The organism is Streptomyces sp. GESEQ-4 (assembly GCF_017948455.1).
Classification (GTDB): Bacteria; Actinomycetota; Actinomycetes; order Streptomycetales; family Streptomycetaceae; genus Streptomyces.
In genome coordinates this window covers 1-23027 of record NZ_JAFFSU010000043.1, presented here as the reverse complement: position 1 = coordinate 23027, position 23027 = coordinate 1, and the positions used below count along the sequence as shown (strand labels likewise).

At 67.9% G+C, this 23027-nt stretch carries 19 protein-coding genes and 4 pseudogenes; 9 read left to right on the top strand and 14 right to left on the bottom strand.

All coding sequences use genetic code 11. The annotated features are described in order from the left end of the window. Positions 1–103 precede the first annotated feature (103 nt). The 13 genes and pseudogenes from KCH48_RS40350 to KCH48_RS40290 all read right to left on the bottom strand — a co-directional run bounded on the left by KCH48_RS40350 (position 104) and on the right by KCH48_RS40290 (position 14109). A pseudogene (locus tag KCH48_RS40350) lies at positions 104–2292 on the bottom strand (xanthine dehydrogenase family protein molybdopterin-binding subunit). After that, on the bottom strand, positions 2289–3272 hold the full coding sequence (locus tag KCH48_RS40345) for a xanthine dehydrogenase family protein subunit M (protein WP_210582614.1): 984 nt from the start codon (positions 3270–3272) through the stop codon (positions 2289–2291). The pseudogene KCH48_RS40350 and the gene KCH48_RS40345 overlap by 4 nt, the downstream one beginning before the upstream one ends. Before the next feature lie 8 nt (positions 3273–3280). Next, positions 3281–3922, bottom strand: a complete 642-nt coding sequence (locus KCH48_RS40340) for a (2Fe-2S)-binding protein (protein WP_210582613.1) — start codon at positions 3920–3922, stop codon at positions 3281–3283. A gap of 538 nt (positions 3923–4460) precedes the next feature. Further along, positions 4461–5339: an LLM class flavin-dependent oxidoreductase gene (locus KCH48_RS40335; protein ID WP_210582612.1), complete on the bottom strand. Its 879-nt coding sequence runs from the start codon at positions 5337–5339 to the stop codon at positions 4461–4463. Positions 5340–5637: 298 nt separating this feature from the next. Further along, positions 5638–6498 carry an alpha/beta fold hydrolase gene (locus tag KCH48_RS40330; RefSeq protein ID WP_210582611.1) on the bottom strand — a complete coding sequence of 287 codons (861 nt, stop codon included), beginning with the start codon at positions 6496–6498 and terminating at the stop codon, positions 5638–5640. A 61-nt stretch (positions 6499–6559) separates the two neighbouring features. Then, positions 6560–7732 (bottom strand): DUF5624 domain-containing protein, encoded by a 1173-nt coding sequence (locus tag KCH48_RS40325; protein WP_210582610.1) that lies wholly within the window; start codon positions 7730–7732, stop codon positions 6560–6562. Positions 7733–7781: 49 nt separating this feature from the next. After that, positions 7782–8876, bottom strand: a complete 1095-nt coding sequence (locus tag KCH48_RS40320) for a hypothetical protein (protein ID WP_210582609.1) — start codon at positions 8874–8876, stop codon at positions 7782–7784. Between the two features lie 21 nt (positions 8877–8897). Next, complete coding sequence (locus KCH48_RS40315) at positions 8898–10244, bottom strand: FAD-binding oxidoreductase (RefSeq protein WP_210582630.1); 1347 nt, start codon at positions 10242–10244, stop codon at positions 8898–8900. Between the two features lie 47 nt (positions 10245–10291). Continuing rightward, on the bottom strand, positions 10292–11044 hold the full coding sequence (locus KCH48_RS40310) for an SDR family NAD(P)-dependent oxidoreductase (RefSeq protein WP_210582608.1): 753 nt from the start codon (positions 11042–11044) through the stop codon (positions 10292–10294). An 83-nt stretch (positions 11045–11127) separates the two neighbouring features. Then, positions 11128–11772 carry an isochorismatase family protein gene (locus KCH48_RS40305; protein ID WP_210582607.1) on the bottom strand — a complete coding sequence of 215 codons (645 nt, stop codon included), beginning with the start codon at positions 11770–11772 and terminating at the stop codon, positions 11128–11130. A gap of 755 nt (positions 11773–12527) precedes the next feature. After that, positions 12528–13442 carry an NADP-dependent oxidoreductase gene (locus KCH48_RS40300; RefSeq protein WP_210582606.1) on the bottom strand — a complete coding sequence of 305 codons (915 nt, stop codon included), beginning with the start codon at positions 13440–13442 and terminating at the stop codon, positions 12528–12530. 14 nt (positions 13443–13456) lie between these two features. Further along, positions 13457–13750 (bottom strand): annotated as a pseudogene (locus tag KCH48_RS40295) (helix-turn-helix domain-containing protein); the annotation flags it as partial. A 23-nt stretch (positions 13751–13773) separates the two neighbouring features. Further along, on the bottom strand, positions 13774–14109 hold the full coding sequence (locus KCH48_RS40290) for a transposase (RefSeq protein ID WP_210582605.1): 336 nt from the start codon (positions 14107–14109) through the stop codon (positions 13774–13776). 908 nt (positions 14110–15017) lie between these two features. Between KCH48_RS40290 and KCH48_RS40285 the strand changes: the two genes are divergently transcribed. The 7 genes and pseudogenes from KCH48_RS40285 (at position 15018) to KCH48_RS43325 (ending at position 21123) form a co-directional block, all read left to right on the top strand. Then, on the top strand, positions 15018–15842 hold the full coding sequence (locus KCH48_RS40285; RefSeq protein WP_210582604.1) for a helix-turn-helix transcriptional regulator: 825 nt from the start codon (positions 15018–15020) through the stop codon (positions 15840–15842). Between the two features lie 193 nt (positions 15843–16035). Then, positions 16036–16527, top strand: a pseudogene (locus tag KCH48_RS40280) (molybdopterin cofactor-binding domain-containing protein); the annotation flags it as partial. Then, complete coding sequence (locus KCH48_RS40275; RefSeq protein ID WP_210582602.1) at positions 16520–17680, top strand: XdhC/CoxI family protein; 1161 nt, start codon at positions 16520–16522, stop codon at positions 17678–17680. The pseudogene KCH48_RS40280 and the gene KCH48_RS40275, both read left to right, overlap by 8 nt. 214 nt (positions 17681–17894) lie before the next feature. Then, positions 17895–19682 carry an ABC transporter substrate-binding protein gene (locus KCH48_RS40270; protein ID WP_210582601.1) on the top strand — a complete coding sequence of 596 codons (1788 nt, stop codon included), beginning with the start codon at positions 17895–17897 and terminating at the stop codon, positions 19680–19682. A gap of 391 nt (positions 19683–20073) precedes the next feature. After that, positions 20074–20304 (top strand): transposase, encoded by a 231-nt coding sequence (locus KCH48_RS40265; protein ID WP_210582629.1) that lies wholly within the window; start codon positions 20074–20076, stop codon positions 20302–20304. Continuing rightward, positions 20301–20849 (top strand): DDE-type integrase/transposase/recombinase, encoded by a 549-nt coding sequence (locus KCH48_RS43330; RefSeq protein WP_210582632.1) that lies wholly within the window; start codon positions 20301–20303, stop codon positions 20847–20849. The genes KCH48_RS40265 and KCH48_RS43330 overlap by 4 nt, the downstream gene beginning before the upstream one ends. A 19-nt stretch (positions 20850–20868) precedes the next feature. Continuing rightward, the gene (locus KCH48_RS43325) at positions 20869–21123 is read left to right on the top strand and encodes an integrase core domain-containing protein (protein WP_307841085.1); all 255 of its coding nucleotides are present in this window, start codon (positions 20869–20871) and stop codon (positions 21121–21123) included. A gap of 287 nt (positions 21124–21410) precedes the next feature. Here the strand turns inward: KCH48_RS43325 and KCH48_RS43065 are convergent, their stop codons facing one another. Continuing rightward, positions 21411–21536, bottom strand: a complete 126-nt coding sequence (locus KCH48_RS43065; RefSeq protein ID WP_277611458.1) for a hypothetical protein — start codon at positions 21534–21536, stop codon at positions 21411–21413. 44 nt (positions 21537–21580) lie between these two features. Here KCH48_RS43065 and KCH48_RS40250 point away from each other — a divergent pair, with 44 nt between their 5' ends. Beyond that, complete coding sequence (locus KCH48_RS40250) at positions 21581–22522, top strand: alpha/beta hydrolase (protein WP_210582599.1); 942 nt, start codon at positions 21581–21583, stop codon at positions 22520–22522. 41 nt (positions 22523–22563) lie between these two features. After that, positions 22564–23027, top strand: a pseudogene (locus KCH48_RS40245) (alkene reductase); the annotation flags it as partial.

Sequence of the window (23027 nt, the reverse complement as noted above, 5' to 3'; positions counted from 1 at the left end):
CAGGGGTCGCGCCCCTCGTTGCCGAACCGGGCGAACCACACGCAGCGGCGCATACGCAGCAATCTACTCATCTCGCCAGCTGAGAACGCATCAGCCCTGGGGGTCAGAGCAGGAGCTCGGGGGTGATGGGCAACTGGCGGATGCGCCGGCCCGTGGCGTTGAAGACGGCGCTGGAGATGGCCGGCGTGACACCGACGCAGACGATCTCGGCCAGTCCCTTCACACCGATCGGGTCGGCTATGCGGTCCTCGCCACCCGCCAGGTAGATCGCCCTGATATCGGGTATGTCGGCATGCGTCGGAACGAGGTAGTCGGCGAAGTTGGCGTTGACGATTCGGCCGTCGCGATGGTCGGTGATCGTGTGTTCGAGCAGGGCCGCGCCCAATCCGCCGATCATTGCGCCGAGTGCCTGGCTGTCGGCGAGCGCGGGACTGATGATACGGCCGGCGTCGTAGACGCCCAGCATGCGCCGGACCCGCACCAGGCCGAGCCGGGAGTGCACGGCGACCTCCGCGAACGTCGCCGCGTAGGCGTACAGGGAGTACCTTGCGGGTCCGTCCGGCGGAGCCCATGAGCCGAGTACTTCGAGGTAGGTGGAGTTGTTGCGGGCCAGCAGGCGCTGGTACGTCTCCCCCCGCCCCGGGGCGTCCTTGACGTACAGCCGGCCGCCGCGCACCTGGACATTGGCGGGGTCGGCCCCGTGCAGCGGAGAGCCCTCGTCTCTGACGGCGAGGGCGATGGCCTTTTTTCGCAGCTTGTCGCAACCGTCCTGCACGGCGGATCCGACGCTCGCCATGGTCTGCGATCCGAAGTGTCCCGGGGCCGGAGGCAGGGCCGAGTCGCCGAGCCGAAAGATCACCCGGCGCATGGTCAGGCCCAGGGCGTCAGCGGCGACCTGTGTCATGGAGGTGGCGGTGCCGGGCCCCATGTCGCTGGTCGCGGACTGGACCAGGGCGGTGCCGTCGGCATTCAGCCGCACGGAAGCCTGGGCCGCGGCTGGGTGTCATATACACCGGCGGCCATGCCCATGCCGAGGTGCCAGTCGCCGTCGCGCTTGGAGCCAGGTTTCAAGCTCCGCCGTTTCCAGTCGAATGCGCGGGCGCCGGTGGTGTAGCACTCGCGCAGGCGGCGGGTGGAGAACTGAAGACCGTTGGACTGGTCGTCCACGGGTTCATTGCGCAGACGCAGTTCGATCGGGTCCATGCCCAGCTCATGGGCGAGTTCGTCCATCGCCGACTCCAGGGGGTAGGCACCGCTGGAGTATCCCGGGCCGCGCATCCACGTCGGTGTGTTGACGTCCAGGGGGACGGACCGGTGGATCTGCTTGACGTTCGGCGTGCTGTAGAGCATCCGCCCCGGGACGAGAGTGTCCTCCAGGTGCGTTTCATAGCTGGATGTCTCGGAGTCGACGTCGTGCACCGCGGCGGTCAGACGGCCCCGCCGGTCGCTGCCGATGCGAAGCCCATATGAGTACGCGGGCCGGTAGCCGATCCCGAAATACAACTGCCTGCGTGTGAGTACGAGTTTGACGGGACGGTTCACCTGGCGGGCGGCCATGACCGCGATGACGGAGTGCACCCAGGTACGGAAGGCGTTGCCGAAGGCACCGCCGAGCACGGGCGAGATGACGTGAATGTTCTCCGGCGGTATCCCGAATTCGCCTGCCATGTTGAACGTGGCGAGCTGGACCGCCTGGGTCTTCTCCCAGAGGGTGAGCCTGTCCCCGTCCCAGCGGGCGACGATGCCGGCTGGTTCCATCGCGTTGTGGTGCTGGCGGGCCATCCGGTACGCCAGGTCGAGCTGGACGTCGGCGGATTCCAGTGCCTGGTCCGCGTCGCCCCGCGCATAGGTCTCGGGGTCGTCGGCGGGAGGCGCCGCGCTCATATCGGTCGAGGGGCGCTCGGCGTGGTAGGTGACCTGCATCAGGCTCGCGGCGTGCTGGGCGACCTCGAGCGTCGTGGCCACCACGACCGCGACGGGCTGTCCGAAGAAGCGCACTTGGTCGTCCTGGAAGGCCCTCAGCGGCTCGCCTGGTGGGTAGCCGTTACTTTCGACGGGCGGAAGCCTGGGCGCGTTGAGGTGGCTGATGACGGTAAGGACACCGGGCTGGGCGAGGGCGGGACCTGCGTCGACGGCGGTGATGCGGCCGCGGCCGACGCTGCTGTCGACGATGACTGCGTGAACGACGCCGTCGGGATTGTTGTCCCCGGCGTATTTCGCTTTCCCGGTGACCCGCAGCCGTGCGTCCACCCGGGCCACGGACGCGCCGACGGCGGCTTGTGGCTGGCTCATGAGGTGCCTCCGACAGTGCTCAGTTGCTGCTCGACGGTACGTTTGAGCAGCTCGACCTTGAAGCCGTTGTGCCTGAGGGGGTGCGTGCCTTCGGCCGCATGGCCGGCGGCCTTGTGCCACAGCCGGGCGGAGGGACGCTCGCCGATGAGGGCTTGTTCGACAGCCGGCAGCTTCCAGGGCACCGTGCCCACACCGCCGGCGGCGACCTTCGCATCGAGGATCGTTCCGCCGCGGATGTGGAGGGCCACCGCGGCCGAGGTCAGCGCGAACTCGTAGGACTGGCGGTCGCGGACCTTCAGATACCCGGACTTCAGCGGGCGGGGCAGGGCAGGAATCTCCACCGACGTGATCAACTCACCTGGCTGAAGCGCCTGCTCACGGTCAGGCGTGCTGCCGGGCTGAAGCAGGAAGTCCGTGATGGGGATCGTGCGCCTGCCCTTGTCCGGAGCCATCAGGTGGACGCTCGCCTCCAACGCGGCGAGCGCGACAGCCAGATCGGACGGATGTGTGGCCACGCATTGGTCGGAGGTGCCGAGGATCGCATGGCTGCGGTTGAAGCCGTTCAGTGCGGCACAGCCGGAACCCGGCTCGCGTTTATTGCAGTCGGCGGTCACGTCCCGGAAGTACGTGCAGCGGGTGCGCTGCATCACGTTCCCGCCGATGGTGGCCATGTTGCGCAGCTGCGCGGAGGCGCTCAGCTCCAGCGCCTGGGAGATGACCGGGTAGCTGTCACGTACGGCGGGGTGAGCTGCGGCTTCCGCCATGCGGACCAAGGCGCCGATGCGTAAGCCGCCGTCCTCGGTACGGTCCACATCGTGCAGCGGCAGAGCGGTGATGTCGACCAGGACATCAGGGCGCTCCACGGTTTCGCGCATCAAGTCGACGAGGGTGGTGCCGCCGGCTATGTACCGGCCGCCGCGCCCACCGGCCTTAAGGGCTTCCGTGGTGTCGGATGCCTTGGTGATGGTGAAGGGGTGCATCGTCCACCTCAGTTCTGGCCCGCGGCCTGCTCGACCGCGCGAACGATCTTGATGTAACAGCCACAGCGGCAGAGGTTCCCGCTCATCCACTCCCGGATCTCGTCGGACGTTCCGGTGTGGCCTTCCTTGATACAGCCGACACCGGACACGATCTGGCCCGAGGTGCAGAAGCCGCACTGATAGGCGTCCTGATCTATGAACGCTTGCTGCAACGGATGCAGTTGGTCGCCGTCAGCCAGGCCCTCGATGGTGGTGACCTCGACGCCGTCCAGCCGGACGGCCAGGGTCAGACATGAGTTGACGCGGTGGCCATCGACCAGGACGGTGCAGGCGCCGCAGGCTCCGGCATTGCAGCCTTTCTTTGCACCGGTCAGGTCGAGGTGTTCGCGCAGCAGGTCGAGCAGAGAGGTGCGGTTGTCGACGGTGACAGTGTGTCGGACGCTGTTGATCGACAGGTGAACGGTGCCGCCAGGAGGCCCTTCGGCGGCCACCGCCTCCCGGCCGCCGAAGGCAGCAGGCGCCGTGACCAGTCCGCCGGCGACAACGGCCCCTGAGACGGCCGTGGCCGTAGAGATGAACGTGCGCCGAGACGGTGCCGAAGCGGCCTCGGCAGTGAAAGATCTATCAGGCTCAGGATTTTCGACGGACACGCTCACTCTCCTTCGCGTCAGGGTCAGAGCTGCGGGTCTTTTTCGGTGTGAGTTCGGGGGGCGGCGTGCCTGTTCCTCAGTTCGAGGGCTGCAGGATGGTCATGGCTGGTCCATCGGGGCCGGTGGGCGGCGATGCCATCGACCTGCTTCCCACCCTGCCTTGCACCGCTGCCCGGTCTTTGCGTCTGGCAGTGTTCACTCGTGCTCAGCACTGCTCACGCCGATAGCGCCGGCGTTCTCGGCTGACTGGACACGCGCGGCGGGTGGATGGCTGTTTCCACATACGCCCTCCTGTGCTCGACTGATCAAGCATCGCGTGATCCAGAATCCGGATGAAGGCCGTACTTATCCACGGACAAGTTGTCCGTGGCAACCGTGCGATGCAGGAGACATGACCTGCGCGCGGCCGCACGACGATTTCGGCGAAGAGCGGTGGCCGGTGAGAAGCAAGACGCTGCTCTGGGGAGGAAAGGACTGGGACGGGTACAGCCGGTGCCGTTGTGTCAGGGGTGCTGCCCGGCCCGAGCGCAGGGAGTGATCAGGTCTTACGTGCGAGGGCTTCGCGGACTGCGGGTACGACTTCGGCGGCGAACGCGCGGATCTGCTGGCCGTGGTCTCGTTCGGGCCAGATGACGAAACCGTTCATGCCGACGGTGCGCACGAGCGTGACAAGGTGCTCGGTCCACTGGGCGGCGGGCCCCTGGAACGGGCCGGCCGACTCCGGTTGGATGACACCGGCGATGTTGTAGACCCGGCGGATCGTGTCCGGATCGCGGCCCGCCGCCAGAGCTGCGTCGTCGATGCGGCGGACAGCCGTGGGCAGTGCGTCGAGTCCGAGGTAGGCGTGCGAGGGAAGCCAGCCGTCCGCTTTTGCACCGGTCAGGGCCAGCATGCGGGGCCCGTACGAGCCCAGCCACAGCCCCAGACCGGGGCTCGGCGCCGGGCCGGGGTGGACGCCGGCGAGCGAGTAGTGCGCGCCGTGCGTCCGCACACTGCGCTCGCCACTCCACATGGCCCGGATGACGGTGATCGCCTCTTCGAGTGCGTCGACGGCCTCTCTCGGCGTGCGACGGGAGCCGCCCATGGCCTCGATGGCTTCCCAGAAGGCGCCGGCGCCCAGGCCGAGCTGGACCCGGGAGCCGGTCAGTCTGTCCAAGGTCGCCGCAGCCTTGGCCAGCACCGCCGGCGGACGCAACGGCAGGGAGCTGACCGTCGGGACGAGCGTGACGTGTCGCGTCCGCGCGGCCAGGAAGGTGAGCAATGTCCAGGTGTCGTCGAACGCCGCTTGGTACGGGTGGTCCTGGATGGTGAGAAGGTCGAGGCCGAGGCCGTCGATGAGTAGTGCCTGCTCACTGGAGCGGCCGACGGGGAGGGCGTTCGGATCTACGTTCGCGCCGAACAGGACAGGAAGGGGCATGAAAGTCTCCTTAAGCGACCGGCACTTGCTCGACTTCGGCCGCGGTGGTCGGGAGCGGGAAAGGAAACGGGCTCGCCGTCGGCTCGGAGGCAGTGCCTTCGAGACCGGGCGGCAGCCAGGGGTGGCGGCTGTTCCGGCACGGGCACTCGGGTCCGTGAGCGGTTCAGCGCGGCGGGCCGAGGATGACGCCGCCGTAGAGTTCGGATGCTTCCGCCAGGAGGGATGTGGGGATCTCGAAGCCGTCTCCGCGGAGTCGACCTCGACGAAGACCGCAGGCGGACAGACCAGCGGTCACTGATCATCGACGGGGTACGGGGCGATCGTCGATGAAAGAGAGCAGTAGGGAGTTGACGAGGTCAGGGCGCGTGGCGAAGGCGAAGTGGTCGGCGCCGGGGAGCTCGGCCAGACGCGCATGTGGGATGGTCCGGCGGAGGTAGAGGGAGACGCTCGTAGGTACCTCCTGGCCGATCGTGCTGCTCATCACCAGGGTGGGGACCGTGATGGCGGGCAGCAGGTGACGGTCGTCGTCGAGTGAGATGTTGTCGAAGAAGCCGAGCAGGGTCGCAACGCCCGCGTTGTAGCTCATGTCGCGGAACCACGAGCCGAGCTCCGCGGCACGGTCAGGGCTGATATCGGCGAAGACCAGGCCCGGGTCGAGGACTGCGTCGGTGATTCCCGCGATTCCGTTGTCACGGGCGGCATCGGTGAAGTGGGCGATGCCGATGTCGTCGAAGCCGTACGGCCAGTCGTCGCCGCGACGGAACTTGGGTGAGCCGTTGAGGACGGCCAGCTTGCCCAGCAGCTGGGGGTGTTGAGCGGCGAATCTCAGGGCGACGTGCCCTGCGGAGGCGAAACCGATCACTGTGGGGCTCTGCAGGCCGAGGTGGGTGATGAGGGCGGCGAGGTCGGCGGTGTACAACGCGGTGACGCTGTCCACGGCGGGAGGCAGTTTGTCGGAAGCCCCGTAGCCGCGTAGATCGAGGAAGACGTTGTGGGCGCGAGGGTCGAAGAACTCCTGTTGGGCGGCCCAGGAGCGGGAGTCCAGGGGCAGGCCGTGCACCCATACGACGGGGTGGTGGCCGGTGCCCGTCTCGTAGTAGGCGATCCTGCCGCCGTCCACGTCGAGATAGTGGGCTTGGTCGAAGGTCAACGGGGGCATGTGCTGTGCTCCTGGTTTCGGGCGGAAGGTACCGCGGCACGGGACCTTCCGCTTGCGGTGATCACAGGCCGGTCGGGTAGGTGACGTTGTCCAGGCCCGGTACGGTCACCTTGGCCGGATCGTTGTCGGCGGCGACGAGCTGGCTGACGGCGAAGTCGGTGACCGAGCCGGACAGCAGCTGCCTCGGGTCCTCCAGCACCATGCGCAGGCGGGTCGTCATGGCGCGCCAGTCGTCCGCGCCGTGAATGACGGGCATCTCGCTTATCTCGTTGACGGACGGGTCGGAGATGTCTGGGAGGGTGAGGTGTCCCGGGGTGTAGCGGGGCAGTCCAGGGAACATCAGATCGCCGAGTTCCACGGTGGCGCGGGTGTTGGACCAGATCTGGCGCAGCGGCTCTTCCAGCGCTGCCACCTCGGACAGGTCACCGTTGCGCGGCGTGGTGAAGGTGGGCGCGTGGGGTGCCATGTAGAGGCGTTCGAGAGGCAGTTGGTAGCCGGAGGCACCCAGGAGCATGGTGGCGACGCTGGAGGTGTTCCAGGTGACACCGGCGGTGGGACGCCCCTGCTTGCCGGCGATGACCGCCATGGCCTGGCTCCAGTCGATCTCCTGCTCACGGAACCAGCTGATGATCCGGTGTGAGATGTCCAACCCGGTGAGGAAGAACGTGGCGATCATCATGTGAATGATGGTTCCGTGCCCTTCGGCACTGCCCTTTTCCAGGTACTCGCCGCGCAGGGTGGCGGCATCGAGACGGCTCTCGTCATCGAGAGCCGCGCTGAGGAAGCGGTCGGTGACGGCGAAGGTGTAGTCGGCCATGTCGGTGATGGCCTGCTCACGGCCGCGGTAGGTCTTGACCGCAATGGTGTCGCGCCACAACTCGGCGCTGTTCGCCTCCCGGCTGCGCCGCACCTGGGCCAGAAGCCGCTCCGCGTCCGCGCGCCAGCCGAGGGCGCCGTACTTCTTCCGCAGCTGCACCAGGGTGGCGAGGGCGGGGCCGAGGTGGGAGATCCCGGCGAGTTCCTTGAAGCCCTTGGTGGAGAAGCGGAAGCCCTCGACCGTGGGGGGCTTGCCGCCGCCGAGGTAGAGCGCGAAGTCGGTGCCGGTGGCGACGATCAGTGGCGCGTCGGCCGTGTCGGAGGCGGCGGTACGGGTGAGGTGGGAGCCGATGCTGGTGGGACCGGCCGTGTAGGTGGTGAACAGGTCGACGAGCTCAGGGCTTTCGTTGGCGGTCATGGACGTTCCTTGTCGCTGAGCGGAGGAGCGGGCACAGGAATCGGAGAACTCAGAGGGTGAAGCGGTAGAGGACCGTGCGGGCGGCGAAGCGCACGTCGGCAGTGAGGCTGTGGGAGACGGCGATGAGCAGACCCTCTTCGTCGTCGTGCAGGGTGGCGACGTCGGTGGCACCCGTCGTGGGGAAGGTCTCCGTCTGCACCAGCTGCCCGTCTCGCCACTGGTAGATCTCGGAGTCGAGGTCGGTGGTCGGTTCTGCCGGTGTGCCCAGCACGAAGTTCACGCGGACGATGTACACGGTCCCGTCCGGACCTGGCACGACGGCGAACTCACGTGCTCCCGGTCCCTGCAGCGTCTGATGGACGACGAAACGGGTGCCGTCCCAGCGCAGCAGCTGCGAGTCGCTCTGCAGCCGGGCGACCAGCAGGAAGAATTCGCCGTCCGCGGTGAAGTGTGCGAACGCGCGGCCGTGCCGGTCGGCCAGCTCCTGGTGGGGCCGGAACTCCTCACCGTCGAAGCGGTAGAGCACCGACGGGCCCACATGCTCGGCGTGCGCCAGGAAATGGTGACCGTCGACGGTGAAGGCGTGCCAGTTGTAGGCCCACCGTGAGTCGATGTCCTGGAAGTGGGCGAAGCGTTCACCGTCCCAGAGGAAGATCTGCGAAGGCCGGTTGTCGGCCTCCTGTCCCGGAAGGATGACCCCTTGGGCGAGGGCCAGGAAATGCCGGTCCTCGATCGTGAAGTGGCTCCACTGCTTGGCGGCGAAACTGTCGAAGGACTGGAACTCGGCGAAGGAGGTGCCGTCCCATTCGAGGACATGGGACGAGGTGGCATACCGGTACGGGCCGTTGCCCGTACGGATGCTGGCCACGGCCAGGAAGGCACGGTCGCCGATACGGAAGAACTCCGCGTCCTCGCCGCCAGGCGCCGGTACGCGCTGGAACGGCTCGTATCCTCGCTCCCCTCGCTTGAGCAACAACAGATCCGTGTCGCTGTCTCCTCCGTTCATGTCCGCCGGGGTGTCCGGCATGTCATAGGCGAGCTGCGGTATGGCGAGCAGATGCATGCCGTCCAGGTCGAAGGGCTCAACGCCTCGTGCACCGGAGGTGGGGACGGACTGGATTTCGGTCAGGTGTGTGCTGGACATCGGGTGGTCATCTCCTCGGTTTCAGTGCGGGAACGGCACCGACGGCAGGGCAAAGTTGTTGTCGAAGACGTGGTCGGGGTCGTACTGCGCCTTGAGTGAGACCAGCCGGTCCAGTACCTGGCCGGGAAAGGCGTCCTGCAGTTGCCTCCGCCCGATACGCGTTTCAAAGCTCAGGTAGAGCCCGTTCACATGCGGCTGGAGCCGTTCCCAGTGCTCGTCGAGTCCGTCGCGCAGTGCGGGCACGCTGGCGGCCATCAGGGAGAAGTTCTGAGTGCGATGCGAGTAGGCCATGGCCGTGGACGGTGTGTCGTTGACCGCTGCGCCGACCGAGCGCAGCTGCACCATGCCAGCCGCCTTCATGAGCGCTGCCATGCTCTCGGCGGCAGGCGGGGTGATGTGGTCCAGGAGTCCGGAGCGCGACACGGTGAGCGGTTGCTGCGCGTGCTGCGGCTCATGTCCGGCGGGCAGCAGCCGATGGTAGGGAGTGACGGTTGCGTGGTTGCGCAGGACCGGCCCGGCCGACAACAGGGGGGCGAGAGCCGCGCGGGCCTGCGTCGCGTCGGTGCCGGCGTACACGGTCATCGCCTGGGCGACAGCTCTCCCGCCGGGACCTGCGACGAGCGTCAGGAAGCTGGTGAGCGAGCGGGGGGCCGCCTCCACTGCTGCCGCCCACCGGGTGAGGAACGCGGCGGTGTCGGCGGCGTCGTAGACGGTCATGGCGACGATCACATCGCGCACCGGCTGAGCCTGGAACTCGAAGGCCGTCGCCACCCCGAAGTTGGTTCCCGCCCCGCGCACGGCCCAGAACAGGTCCGGGCGGTGTTCGGGGTCGGTGCGGATGAGAGACCCATCGGCCAGGACGAGTTCGGCGGCACGCATGTGATCGATGGTCAGACCGTGCAGACGGGACATGAGGCCGATACCGCCGGCGGTGGCCAGTCCGCCGACCCCGACGTCTCCTGTGTCTCCGGAGGACAGCCCCAGGCCGTGGGGTGCGAGTGCTGCGGCGACGTCTCCCCAACGGGCTCCCGCTTCCACGCGTACCAGGCCGGACCGGCTGTCAAGGATTTCCACGGTGTTGAGCCGGGAGAGGTCGATGACCATGCCTTGGTCGTTGGTGGAACGGCCGCTGATGCCGTGGCCGCCGCTACGGGGGGTCACGGGAACCCCGGTGGTGCGGGCATGAGCCAGCGTGTCCGCTATGTCTTGGTGGTCGCGGACGCGGATCACGGCAGCTGGGGATCCGAGGCGGGTGTAGGTGTGCCGTACGGCGTCGTATTCACGGTCGCCGGGCCGGATGGCGACCGTGGCAAGGCTCTCGGGAAATGTGTGCTTGGGCGCAGGCGGTGGGCCGGCGGTGGTCTGCATCGATGCTCCGCGTTGTCCGTGTGGGTGAAGGGGCTTGTGTGCATCCGTTACTCCGGCGGTGTGGTCCGTACACCGTGGGCGCGGGTCACCAGGTACTGGAGCGGGTCTTTGGTGTGTGAGCCGTCGCCGGCGATGAGGCGGCCCGCGTGGCGGCCGAGGTCCTCGGCACTGAACCAACCGGGGCTGTCCGCTCCGATCGCGGCACGCGGGCGGGTGCGGATGGGCCCGATGATCAGCTCGTGGACACGGGGACCGGCGCCGCCCAGTTCCGCCGTGAGGGAGCTCACCAGCGACTTCTTCGCCGCGTTGGTCGCGCCCACGAGTGCAGCGAACGGGTAGGGGATCTCCGCGCTGAACCCGCTCAGATGCACCAGGGCACCGTCCCGGGACAGCAGCGGGGTGAGCGCTCGCAACGCGTGAAAATGACTCGTCAGGTTCGACGCGATCATCGACTGCCACTCGGCGTCGGATGTCTCGAGGATGCCGGTGCGCTCCGGGCTGCCCCAGTCGCCGATAGTGATGACGGCGCCGTCCAGCGCACCGTACGCGGACAGTTGGGCGCGCACCGACTCGCTGTCCGCGTCACCGACATCGACCGTGTGGGTGATCAAGGTGCCCGGACCGGCGTCCTTGGCGTAAGCCACGAGGCCGGCCAGTCGTTCCTCGCTGCGGCCGGTAGCTACGACGGTGGCTCCCTGGCGCAGCAGCGCGAGAGTCATCCCCTCTCCGATGCCGCCGGTCGCGCCCGCCACCACGACGGTCCGTCCGGACAGCGGCACGTTCTCCTGTATGTCGTTCACGGGCGAGATCCCTTTCCTGAAGGCGGGGGGGGCGGGCCCCGCAGGGGGGGGGTGGGGGCGGGCCGGAGCCCGCCCCCAGGGGTTCAGGCGGCCGTGGCGGCGCGCTTGCCCAGTTCGAGGGCGTGAAAGAAGGTCCGGGCACTCATGCCCATGGACGGCACGTTCTCCTGCATCAGCCGCATGCGGTGCGGGGCGTCGTGGAACTTGGGGTCGAGCTGGAACTCGGCGGCCAGGGAGAACCAGGTCACCGGGACGACACCGGCCTGGACCATGCGCTGCACCGCCGCGTTGTGGGCCTCGAGCGAGGGGCTGGCGGAGGCGTCGACCGCCACGTGCACGCGGTAGCCCTCGCGCAGGCCGCCCAGCACCGTCTGCAGCACGCACCCGTCCGTGGCGACGCCACCGACCACCAGGTTCTCCCGGCCTTCCTCCCGGACCGCCTGGGCGAACGACTCGTCCAAAAAGGAGTTGAAGTCGACGGCACGCTCGATGACCGGCTGGTCACCGATGGCCTCCAACAGCTCCGGGTACAGCGGGCCGGACGGCTTGCTCGACTGGCCGTTGGTCACGACCAGACCGCTTCCGTACCACTTCGCCGTCTTCGCCAGGCCCACGACGTTGTTGATGTGTTCAGCGAGGTTGTGGGAGCGCAGAAGGTTCGCGAAACCGACTGCGTAGTCGACGAGAACGACGGTGGTGTTGGCGGGGGCGAGGGGCTCAGGAGTCATGACATGACTTCTTTCTGATCAAAGAGGAGGACAGCGACGCGTTGATCGCGCACCAGTCACTCCCTACTCGGGCATGAATTAGTAGCCGGATGTGCACTTTCGGTATGGGACGGACCATCGTCCACAGGGAGCAACACCGCGAGCGGCGTCGAGCCGCCGGCGAAGCGCCGACGGGGCCCAGCAGAACGCGGGGCCGCGATCGTCGCAGCCGCACGGGCCGCCTTCGCCGAGCTGGGGCTGATGGCAGAGGTGGCCGGCGATCCCAAGTCGTTGCCGACGCGCATCGCCCGGTCATACGTCCGACGCATGACCCTCAGCGGCGGCAACGACTCCTTCGTGGCTTTGCTCCGTGCCGTGGCCGCAGAGGAGGAGACCGCCAAACGGCTGTTTGCCGCCATGCAGGAGTTTCGTCCAGCTGCACCATGCGGTGCCCGGAAGTCGACCCGGACGTACACATGGCTGCCTCCTTCCCCGGCGGTGTCGACCGGATCCGGGCCCCGGTCGCGGCTCGGTATGTACCCGATCGGGGCCATGGCCAGCCGGTGCGGCAGCCGGATGTGTCCGGCGCGGATGGGCTGCTACAGGGGATTCAGGTCGGTGGTGAGCATGAGCGATTCCTTCGATGCGGAAGGGATACGGAAGGGTGCGGTCTGGACGCACGACGGGTGCGAGCGGACACGGGCCCGCCGGCTGGTTGCAGGCGGCCGTACGGGGCCGGTCCCGCAGGTGCAAGGGCCGCCTCGTGGGAGAGGGGGTCAGTCGACGGTGAGGACGAGCTTTCCGCGGCTGTGGCCGGCATCGCTGGTCTCCTGGGCCTTGGCCGCGTCGGCGAGCGGGTAGGTCGCGCCGACCGTGGTCACCAGTGCGCCGTCGGCGGCCTGCTGGGCCACTTCGGCCAGCCGGGCGGCCGAGCGCCGCGCCGGGCCCTCGGCGAAGACGACACCGAGTTCGCGGGCCCGGAAGTCGGCGGTGGTGACGATCCGGTCGGTGCCGCCGCGCAGGGTGATGGAGTCCTCCAGCGCGCCCTTGCCCGCGGCGTCGAGCACGGCGTCCACGCCGTTCGGGGCGAGAGCGCGGACCCGCTCGACCAGGTCTTCTCCGTAGACCAGCGCGGTGGCGCCGAGTGAGGTCACGTACTCCTGGTTGGTCGGGCCGGCGGTGCCGATGACGTGTGCGCCGCGGGCGACGGCGAGTTGGACGGCGACGGTGCCGAGTGCGCCGGACGCGCCGTGGATCAGCAGGGTCTCGCCGGCCTTGACGTCGAGCAGGTCCAGGACCCGGTCGGCGCCGTCGCTCGCCACCGGCAGCGCGGCGGCGTGCGTCCAGTCCAGGCCGGCCGGCTTGGGGGCAAGGACGGCCGCGTCGGCCAGTGCGTACTGGGCGTAGGCGCCGGTGTCGGACCAGCCCAGCACCTCGTCGCCCACCTTCAGCCGGTCGACGCCTTCGCCGAGGGCGTCGACGACCCCGGCGATCTCCCCGCCGGGGACGGCGGGCAGCGTGGTGGGGAAGATGGCCTCCATGATCCCGGAGCGGATTTTTCCGTCCACCGGGTTGACGCCGACCGCCCGGACACGGACGCGGACCTGGCCGGGGCCGGGCTTGGGGATCTCGGTCTCCGCCTCGTGCAGGACCTCGGTGCCGCCGAATGTATCGAAAACGATGGCCTTCATAGCTGCTGTCTCCTTCGATGGTTTGACTGGTGACCCTGATTAGGTGGCAGGTCGAAGAGGTAATCCCGCTCACTCAGTCTGAGATGCAGCCCCCGGGCGAGCGCGGCGAGCACCTGCTCGGACGGCATCGGACCCCGCTGCTGCTCGATCCGGCTGTAGTAATCAACCGACACACCAGCCAGCGCCGCCACCTCCTCACGCCTCAGCCCACCAGTACGACGCCGAGAACCGCGGGGAAGCCCGACATCCTCCGGTTGCAGCACCTCCCGGCGTGCCCGAAGAAAATCGGCCAACAATGCCCGGTCCATCTCAACCTCCCGTGTGCGACTGATCAAGCATCGCGTGACCCACAACCCGGATGAAGGCCGTACTTATCCACGGACAAGTTGTCCGTGGATAACCACACGATGGGGAGGGATGAGTCGTTGTCGTCACACAACGTCTTCTGGCACAGAACGGCGTTCTTCGTCTCCAATGGTGTCGGCGGCTCGGTCGGCACCTCCGCCCGGTGCCCCCGCGGCCGGCTCGCGCCAGCTGCCCCGCCCCAGTCACGCAAGGTCTCGGGGTTGATTCCCAGACCGGCAGTGACCTGCCGGATCGCCGCCTCGGGCCGCGACTGGTACAGCGCGACCGCGTCCGCCTTGAACTGCGGCGGATAGTTCTTCATGACCACGAGATGTCCGTTCTCGGATCCTCAGGATCCAGTGTCTCGTGTCTCAAGGCGCAAGGCCCCACCTCACGACCACGCCGCACAGGCCTAAGGTCAAGGTAAGGTGATCCGACTGCGCGCAAGGCCTTTTCCGGTACGGTGGATTGCGCCGACCTGCCAATTCTTCGGCAGAGTTCGAGCAGAACGTTGCGGGATTCGTGCGCGCCTCGCCGGGCTGAGGTCGCGCACGGTCCGCTGGGCCATGCTGGTGTGTGCCATGAGGATCTGCGCCGCGGGCGAGTTGGCCTGCCCGGCGCGTGGTTTCCCGGCGACAGGGAGCGCAGGGGGTCGCCGGGAAAGATGAAGACGGGTGCCGATCTCGGGCGTGGTGTGGAGTCATTCTCCGTCACGACGTGGTGCATGAAGTAGGTGCCGGCCGAGACGTACGCGTCACCGCCCTGATCGTGTGGGTCCTGCAGGGCCACTGCGCCGCGCAGCCCGGCGTACAGTCTGATCTCATCGTGCTCATGTCTCCCGACGGCGCGGGTGCTCACGGGGGGGGAGCCGCAGAGTTCGTTGACCGCGGTGTCCTGCAGGGTCACCGAGCACATCGTTCCCTGGAAGCCGTCGCCGTGGAAGCGCTGAATTCCGGCAGGGGTACAGGTCTCCCTGAAGATGTCGCCGGAATCCCATCTGGTGTCGCAAAAGTACATGCTTTCCTCGCGCGGCTGTTCCTATCCTTGACTGCACTTCAACCGTCAACGATCAACAGCCTACGGATGCACCCGGCGCCACAGAGACCATGGCTTGCTTCGCGTGCGAAGCGACGCCACCGCGACCTCTCGGGCAAAGCAGAAGAGACACATGAAGGCAGTGCGTTTCCATCAGTACGGCGACCTGGATGCGCATCCTTCGCGGAGGTTGAGATGGACCGGGCATTGCTGGCCGACTTTCTCCGGGCACGCCGGGAGGTGCTGCAACCGGAGGATGTCGGGCTTCCCCGCGGTTCTCGGCGTCGTACTGGTGGGCTGAGGCGTGAGGAGGTGGCGGCGCTGGCTGGTGTGTCGGTTGATTACTACAGCCGGATCGAGCAGCAGCGGGGTCCGATGCCGTCCGAGCAGGTGCTCGCCGGGCTCGCCGGGGGCCTGCACCTCAGCCTGAGCGAGCGCGACCACCTCTTCGAACTCGCCGGGCACCCTGCGCCGCGGCGGGTACTGCGCGAAGATCACGTCAGCCCGACCATGATGCGCATCGTCGAGCGGCTCTCGGACACACCCGCGTTGGTGATGTCCCGTTTCGGCGAGACCCTGCTCCAGAACCGCCCGGCAGTCGCTCTGCTGGGCGACTACACCCGCTTCAACGGACTGTCCCGCTACCTGGTCTATCGCTGGTTCACCGACCCGGCGCAACGCGATCTCTATCCCGTCGAGGACCACGCCCTGCGGGGCAGGGTCTTCACCGTGGAGATCCGGGTGGCGTACACGGCGGACCCTCAGAGCAGGGCCCGCGACATCGTCGCGGCACTGCTGGAGGTCAGCCCCGAGTTCGCCGAACTCTGGCGGTTGCACGAGGTGGACGTCACCCACCACAACGACCTCAAGCGCTACCGGCATCCGGAGCTGGGCGAGATGGAGCTGTACTGCCAGCGGCTGGTGGACCCCGACCAGGTTCAGGAGCTGCTGGTCTTCTCCGCCGTACCCGGATCACCGGACTACGAAAAACTCCAACTCCTGGCAGCCGTAGGCGCTTAAGGCTTGCCCGGAATCAACACGCTGGTTTGATCTTGGTGTTGTCTGAGTGCAGGAATCCGGCGATGTCGACTGGTGTACGAAAACGAGCAGTTGAGGAAGGAATGCACATGCCGTGTGCTTCGACGAGCGGGCGGACGTCCTTGACCCCACGGCTGATGGTCATGGCGTGGTGTTGAAGAGCTGCCAAAAAAGCCGCTCGAGCACCGCCGAGGCCATCGGCAGGCTGACGAGCAAGGAGCGGTACTCCTTCGACGGACAGTTCGCCGAGGTCACCGTCGACGTCACCACCGGCGAGATCCGAGTACGGCGGATGCTCGGGATGTCCGCCGCGGGCCGGATCGTCAACCCGCTGACCGCACACAGCCAGTTCGTCGACGGCAGGGTCTGGGGCCTGTCCATGGCAGTCCACGAGGAGGCGGTCAGGGACCGGGCCACGGGTGGACACGTCGGCGCGGACCTCGCGAGCCACCACTTCGCCGCGAACGCGGACGTCCCCGTTATCGAGGCGGACTGGGGAGACGACCCCGGCCCGGACGAACCAGTCGGCATCAAGAGCATCGGCGAAATCGGGATCGTGGGAGCCGCGGCGCCGATCGCCAACGCGGTCTGGCACGCGACCGGCGTACGCCACCGGCACCTGCCCATCTGCCCCGACCGCGCCCTGATGGCCGGCCGAGATGCTTGACATCGCAACCGAACTGCTCCGGTGGGCGGCGGAGGGCCGCGACTTCGCCGTGGCCACGGTGGTGGCCGTCGGCGGCAGCGCTCCCCGCCCGCCGGGCGCGGCGCTCGCCGTCGACGCCGACGGCACGGCTGTCGGCTCGGTCTCCGGCGGCTGTGTGGAGGGCGCTGTGTACGACCTGTGCGTCCAGGCGCTCCAGGAGGGCCGCGTGGTACGGGAGCGGTTCGGCTACAGCGACGAGGACGCGTTCGCGGTGGGCCTGACCTGCGGCGGGGTGATCGATGTCCTGGTCACCTCGGTCCGCAGGGACGCGCTGGACCGACAGGTGCTCGAGGCGGCGCTCTCGGCCGCCGCCGGTGGGGAGACCGCCGCTGTCGCCCGTGTGGTCCGGGGCCCGGCCGAACTGCTCGGCCGCGCACTGCTGGTCCGCGCAGACGGGGCGTACGAGGGCGGTCTCGGCGGCGATCCGCGGCTGGACGGCACGGCGGTGGCCGAGACCCGCGCGCTGCTGGAAGCCGGCCGTACCGGCACGGTCGACGTCTCGGAGGACGGCTCGCACTGCCCGGGCGGCGTGACGCTCTTCGTCGAGTCCAGTGTGGAACCTCCCCGCATGATCGTCTTCGGGGCGATCGACTTCGCGGCGGCGCTCGTACGGACGGGCAAGTTCCTCGGCTACCACGTGACCGTTTGCGACGCCCGCCCCGTCTTCGCCTCCCGGGCCCGCTTTCCCGAGGCCGACGAGATCGTGGTCGACTGGCCGGACCGCTATCTGCGCGGCACCGGGACCGACGCCCGCACGGTCCTGTGCGTGCTCACCCATGACGCCAAGTTCGACGTCCCGCTGCTGGAGGAGGCGCTGCGGCTGCCGGTCGCGTTCGTCGGCGCGATGGGCTCGCGCCGCACCCACGAGGACCGCAACCGGCGGCTGCGCGAAGCGGGTGTCACCGAGGAGGAGCTGGCCCGGCTGCACTCCCCGATCGGCCTCGACCTGGGTGCCCGTACGCCGGAGGAGACCGCCCTGTCGATCGCGGCCGAGATCGTCGCGGCGCGCCGGGGCGGGTCCGGCACACCGCTGACCGGCGCACCCACCCCGATCCACCACGACCGCCCCGAAGGCCCAGGTCGGGTGACCGCACTGACGTCGGCAGCCGGATGACCTCCTTCTCGTAGCTCCTGCACCGCGGCCGAGCGGCGTCAGACGTACGCGGGACCGAAGGAGGGGCACCGGGGGAAGTCTCAAGTGCGGGTGCTGAGCTGGGCGTTGTCCTGGAGAAGACCCGGTGCGTGCAGCGCCGGTTTTTCCCGCTGAACTGCCGTACCCCCAGGACCCGTCATCTGTCGACGGGCCGCTACACACACGGAGGATCCGAGTGATTACCCAACGCACCACAGGGCGGCGTAAGCAGGCTGCGGCCGCCGCAGCCGTGGTCGCTGCACTGCTGTCCACGGCGGCGTGCGGCAGCAGCAACAACGACGACGGCTCGAAGAACGACGCGGCCGGCTTCAACGCCGCGAACAACAAGGTCGCTCAGGCCTCCCTCGCCAAGAAGGGCGGCACGCTGAAGTTCGCCGCGACCCAGGACGCCGACTCGTGGGACACCACGCGCGGCTACTACGGCTTCATGTGGAACTTCTCCCGCTACTACAGCCGCACCCTGGTGACCGGCAAGGCGGAGCCCGGTGCCGCGGGCGCCGAGGCCACTGCTGACCTCGCCACCAGCACGGCGAAGATCACCGACGACGGCAAGACGTACACGTACACGCTGCGTGACGGGATCACCTGGGAGGATGGCAAGCCCATCACCTCCAAGGACGTCAAGTACGGCATAGAGCGCCAGTGGGCGCAGGACGTGCTGTCCGGCGGTCCGGTCTACCTGAAGGACGTCCTTGACCCCAAGGGCGAGTACAAGGGCCCGTACAAGGACAAGTCCGCGGACAAGCTGGGTCTGAAAGCCATCAAGACCCCGGACGACAAGACCATCATCTTCAAGCTCCCCCAGGCCAACTCGGACTTCGAGGACATGCTCGCCATGACCTCGGCGGCCCCGGTGCGCCAGGACAAGGACACGAAGTCGAAGTACGGCCTGAAGCCGTTCTCGTCCGGCCCGTACAAGTTCCAGTCGTACACGCCGAACAAGTCGCTGACCCTGGTCCGCAACCCGGAGTGGAAGGCGTCCTCGGACAAGATCCGCAAGGCGTACCCGGACAAGATCACGCTGACCTTCTTCACCAACGCCAATGACATGGACCAGCGTCTGATCAACGGCGACTACGACCTGGACGCCAACCAGACCGGCGGGCTGTCGCCGCAGGGCCGCACCACCGCCCTGAAGCAGCACAAGGCCAACCTGGACAACCCGGTCTCCGGCTACATCCGCTACGCGGTCTTCCCGCAGAGCGTCAAGCCGTTCGACAACGTGCACTGCCGCAAGGCCGTGATCTACGGCGCCGACCATGAGTCGCTGCAGACCGCTCGTGGTGGCCCGGTCGCCGGTGGTGACATCGGTACCAACATGCTGCCGCCGTCGGTCCCGGGCGCCGAGGGCCAGAAGTACGACCCATACGAGATGGCCACGACGAACAAGAACGGCAACGTCGCCAAGGCCAAGGAAGAGCTGAAGGCCTGCGGTAAGCCGAACGGCTTCAAGACCACCATCGCGGTCCGTAACAACAAGCCTGTCGAGGTTGCCACCGCCGAGTCCCTCCAGGCCTCGCTGAAGAAGGTCGGCATCACCGTCGAGATCGACCAGTTCGACGGTGCGCAGAGCGCCGGCATCATCGGTAGCCCCTCGAACGTGAAGAAGAAGGGCTACGGCATCATCATCATGGGCTGGGGCCCGGACTTCCCGTCCGTCCAGGGCTACGGTCTGCCGCTGTGGAGCGGCAAGTACATCCTTGAGAGCGGCAACAACAACTTCGCCCTGATCAACGACAAGAAGATCGACGGCCTCTTCGACGACTACGTCAAGGAACTCGACGACGCGAAGAAGACCGAGGTCTCCACGGAGATCAACCACAAGGTCATGGAGGGCGGTTACTACATGCCCTTCGTCTTCGAGAAGTTCATCACCTGGCGCTCCAACCGGCTCGCGAACGTCTACACGACCGACAACTACGGCGGTACGTACGACTTCGTGAACCTCGGCCTGAAGAAGTAACACCCACCGGCGCACCCGCCACACGGCACGAAAGGCAGGTGAAGGCCGGCGCGGCGGGGCCGCGGGCCACCCGGAGGTCTTCCGGGTGGCAATTCAACTGGTCGTCGCAACACCTTGATCACGAAGGTATGCGATGGGACGAGACCAGAAGCAGAAGATGCCGGAGGCGCCTGCGGGAGCGCGACGGCAGCGGGCAGCGGATCGGGCAAATGCGACCGCCAATGCGTTCACCGGCTCGGCCGGAGCCGTCTCGTGCAGTGCAGCGCTACTTTTGGCAGCGGATCGCGTCTGGAGTGACGAGGGCAGAGGCCGCGGTGGCTGTTGGCGTTTCTATTTCCTTGCGGAGTTGGGTCAGCTCGGTCCGGGGCCTTGACCTGGCCCGGGAGCGACGATCAGGTCGGTTGCCGCTGATCGGGGAGTCAATCCGGAGAGGTTGCGGAACTGGGTTCGGGCGGCCGGGGCAAGTCGGCCCCGGGGCCGCAGGGCGCAGACACCCGCCGAGCCGCCCACGCCCCTGGAGGCGGAGAACGCGGCCCTGCGCAAGAAGGTCCGCGAGCTGGAGGAGGAGCGCGAGATCCCGCGCAAGGCGGCGAAGTATTTCGCCGGGCAGACGCGCTGGTGAACCGCTTCCAGTTCGTCGCCGACCACCAGCGCCGCTTCGGCGTGAAGCGGCTGTGCACCATACTGGGCATCGCCCGCTCGAGCTTCTACTACTGGCGCCGAACCGCAGCCGCGAGAGCGGTCCGCCAGGCAGCCGACGCGCAGCTCAGCGCCCGGATACGGAAAGTCCACCAGGGCTCGGACGGCACCTACGGCGTCCCGAGAATCACTGCCGAACGGCGTGAGGAAGGACAGGGATCAATCACAAGCGCGTCGCCCGCCTCATACTCACGATCGGCCTGGCCGGACTGCGGCTGCGACGCAGACATCGCACCACCGTCACGGATCCACATCACCTATCTCCCGCTGGCAGGCGGGAAGTTCCTGCACCTGGCCACGGTCATCGACCTTGCTTCCCGGCGCCTGGCAGGCTGGGCGATCGACGACCACATGCGTGCTGAACTGGTCATCGACGCACTGGCCGCGGCCAAACGATGCCGCAGCAGCCTGGCCGGGCCGTCATGCCACCGACCACGGCTCTCAGTACACGAGCCGGGCCTTCGCTGACGCCTGCCGCCGAGCGGGCGTGGTCCAGAGCATGAGCGCCGTCGGCAGCTCGGCGGACAACGCACTCGCCGAGTCCTTCAACGCCACATGCAAGCGCGAGACGCTCCTGGGGCGCAATGCCTGGGCCGACGAGCGCGAGGCCCGCCTCGACCTGTTCCGCCGGCTGCACCGCTACAACACCGTTCGCCGCCACTCCAGACTCGGACAACGCAGTCCCCTCGCCTACGAAAGGGCACTTGGCTCGACACCAACTACCCTGGCTCCGGCCGCATAGCCTGTGTCCAAGAATCCGGGTCAAGGCCCCAACGGCTGGTGGACCCCGACGCGGCACAGGAACTGCTCGTCTTCTCCGCGACGCCCGGTTCCCCGAGCCATGAGAAGCTCCGGCTCCTGTCCGCCGTGCGGAAGTAGCCCGTCGGGCTTCCCGGATGCCGCGGCGCTCGGTGGTCCTCCGTCTCGCCGCCCCCTGTCCATCTCTGCCGCATCGCAGGCTTAACCACGGACAACTTGTCCGGGGTTAAGCAGGACCTTCATCCGGATTCCGGTCGACGACATGCTTGATCAGTCGAACGCGGCGACGCCGAGCAGTTGTCGCGGCTGGTTGCGCTGATCGACTCCGGTGAGCTGCGCGTTGATGTGGCGCAGCGAGTGCCGCTGGCGGTGGCCCGCGACTGCTCGGCCAGCCATCAGCCCGTTATGTCATTCACCCCACGCAGCGAAAGGCCGAGATCATGACACTCGAATTCGACCCGGAAGTAGCCGACGTCCTGGCCCAGATGGGCGGAACCGACGCATTCCAGCCCCCACGTGATGACGTCGAGGGGCGGCGAGCCTTCTGGGAGCCGATCCTCGCAGCCTCCAGCAACGCCCAGCCCTTCCCCGAAGACGTCCGGATGAGCGACAGCTACGCCACCACAGACGACGCCGCCCGGATCCAGATGCGCTGGTACTCCAAGGAGGGCGCGACCCCGGGTCCGGCGGTGGTGTACTTCCACGGTGGCGGATACTTCTTCGGCCACATCGACCACTTCGACGGCACTCTCGCCCGCTACGTCTCCGCCAGCGGCGTGCCGATGCTGTCGGTCGAGTACCGCCGCGCCCCCGAGCACCCCTTCCCGACCCCGATCGAAGATGGCTACGCGGCGCTGCGCTGGCTGCACGAGCACGCTGCAGAGCTCGGCGTCGACCCCGGCCGGATCGGCGTGATGGGCGACAGCGCCGGCGGCGGCCTGGCCGCAGCCGTGGCAATCCTGACGCGAGAGCGCGGCGGCCCGAAGATCGCCCGCCAGATCCTCATCATGCCGATGCTCGACGACCGCACCGGCGCCCCCGATCCCCATCTTGCGCCCTTCATCTACAACTACGGCGACCTTGTCACCGGATGGCGGGCTTTCCTCGGCGACGCCGTCGGAGGGTCCGACGTCCCGGCCACGGCGGCCCCGGCCCGGCTCTCAGACGCCACCGGCCTGCCGCCGGCCTACATCGAGGTCGGCCAGCTCGACCTGTTCCGCGACGAGGACACCGCCTACGCCACCAAGCTCAGCCGCGCCGGCGTACCGGTCGAATTCCACCTCCACCCCGGCGTCCCGCACGAGTTCGACTCCCTCGCCTTCACCTCCGACGTCGCACGGCGTGCCATCGCCGACCGCGTCCGGGTGCTGAAGTCGATCTGAGCCGCGACCACCGAACCATCCACTGCACGGAAAGAGATGCAATGACTCTCTGGACCCCCATCACCGTCGGCGCCATCGAGCTGCCGCACCGCCTCGCCATGGCTCCGATGACGCGTGACCGCTCCCGGCCGGACGGCGTCCCCACCGACCTCAACCGCGCGTACTACCGTCAGCGCGCGTCGATGGCCTTCATCATCACCGAAGGCACCCAGCCCTCCGCCGACGGCCAGGGCTACCTGTTGACCCCCGGGATCTACACCGAGGCACACATCGCCGGCTGGCAGGAGATCACCAGCGCCGTGCACGCCGCAGGCGGGCGCATCGTCGTCCAGCTCATGCACACGGGCCGCATCTCCCACCCCGACAAAACCACCCACCACCCCCCACCCATTTCCCCCTCCGCCACCCAGCTCAACACCCCCATTTTCACCACCCCAGCCCCCCAGGGCCTGTCCACCCCCCCGGCCCTTGCTCTCCACCTCACTTCCCTTTTTCTCCTCACATC